This window comes from Halobacillus sp. BBL2006 (assembly GCF_000786645.1).
In the GTDB taxonomy this organism is placed as follows: Bacteria; Bacillota; Bacilli; order Bacillales; family Halobacillaceae; genus Halobacillus.
The window spans coordinates 1-1,434 of sequence record NZ_JRNX01000623.1 but is presented as its reverse complement, the minus strand read 5'-3'; the positions used below and the strand labels follow the sequence as shown (position 1 = coordinate 1,434).

The 1,434-nt window shown below is 41.1% G+C and carries 2 protein-coding genes; both read left to right on the top strand.

The features are described 5' to 3' along the window. Positions 1-301, top strand: a 301-nt coding sequence (locus tag LD39_RS23200; RefSeq protein ID WP_035550442.1) for a hypothetical protein, incomplete at its 5' end; no start/stop codon positions are given. Between the two features lie 105 nt (positions 302-406). Next, entirely contained in the window at positions 407-1,312 is a 906-nt protein-coding gene (locus tag LD39_RS17100) for a chemotaxis protein (RefSeq protein WP_035550438.1), read from the top strand. Positions 1,313-1,434 lie beyond the last annotated feature (122 nt).

The window sequence follows — 1,434 nt, the reverse complement described above, 5'->3', positions numbered from 1 at the left end:
TTTTCTTGTTCTTTTGTTAGTCACTTCTCTAATGTGGGTCGTACGCCCGGTTATAGAATGGATGATGTTGAAAAATTGGTTCACCATAGCGACTTATACGACCAGTGTATTGTTGGCACTAGCTTTTCTTCAGCTTGTGGACCGTTACGCAATGGTTCAAAAAGAATCGATGCTTCCGGAATATTATTGGCCATTATGCCTGTTAGCGATTAGCAGTTATGGTGTAATTTACTGTCTGTTTAAATTAATGGAAAAGACGTGGGTCCGCTTTTCAAAACGTTCAAAAAAGCGTGCTGCTTAACTTTTGACCACCTCGTATAAGGTGGTTTTTTTTGTGTGAAAAACTTCAAATATAGTCTCTTCCACCCGATATCATTACTATATAGAGCTAGGAAGGTCGATGAACATGCAGAAGGAAAATGGAATTCTACTGGAAAGTGGCACCAATGAACTGGGGGTTGTGGAATTCGGGGTGGGAAGGAATCGTTTTGGAATCAATGTTATAAAAGTGAAAGAAATCCTCAACCCTCAACCGATTACCAAGATCCCTCAATCCCATCCATCTGTAGAAGGGATTATCGAAATTCGCGGCGAAGTGGTTCCAGTCGTTGATATTGCTCATGCGCTTGGATTTGATCCGTCTGCCCAGCCTGAACAAGATAAATTCATTTTGTCCATATTCAATCAAACGAAAATTGTGTTTCACGTACATACCGTCACACAAATCCATCGTATTTCATGGGAACAAATCGAGAAACCGCAGAAACTGTACCAAGGTCTTGATACACAAATCACGGGCGTAATCAAGATGGATGATAGCATGATGCTTTTATTGGACTTTGAAAAAGTTGTCGCTGACATCAACCCTGAAACGAGTATGGACCCAGCACAGCTTAAAGAGCTCGGGGAGAGGGAGCGGTCAGATAAACGACTGCTTATTGTCGAAGATTCCAGTCTCCTTCGCGCTCTTTTACAGGAAACTTTAGAAGAGGCGGGTTATCATCAAACCGTACTTTTTGAAAACGGTAAAGAAGCGTATGATCATTTGCAAACGTTATTGGACCAAGGGAAAGAAATTGAGCAAGAATTTCAGCTGCTCATTACAGATATTGAGATGCCGCGTATGGATGGCCACCATCTGACGAAATTGATCAAGGAAGATCATTCTCTTTCCAAGCTGCCTATCATCATTTTTTCATCATTGATTACAGATGACCTTCGTCATAAAGGAGAAGTTGTCGGGGCTGATGCCCAAGTGTCCAAGCCTGAAATTGTTGAGCTAGTGAGATGGATTGACCATCATATTTTGTAAAAGAAAAGGGGCTGGGACATAATTAAAAGTATCCAATCTAAAGACGAACAAATTAAGGGTAGGAAAATTTAGAAGTAATCGATTGCTCTGAATGACCGCTTCGGAAATACACTCCGCTTTTC

Bases quoted from the DNA above. Each gene is read 5' to 3' on its own strand.
- LD39_RS17100 (WP_035550438.1), top strand. From the start codon at position 407: ATGCAGAAGGAAAATGGAATTCTACTGGAAAGTGGCACCAATGAACTG.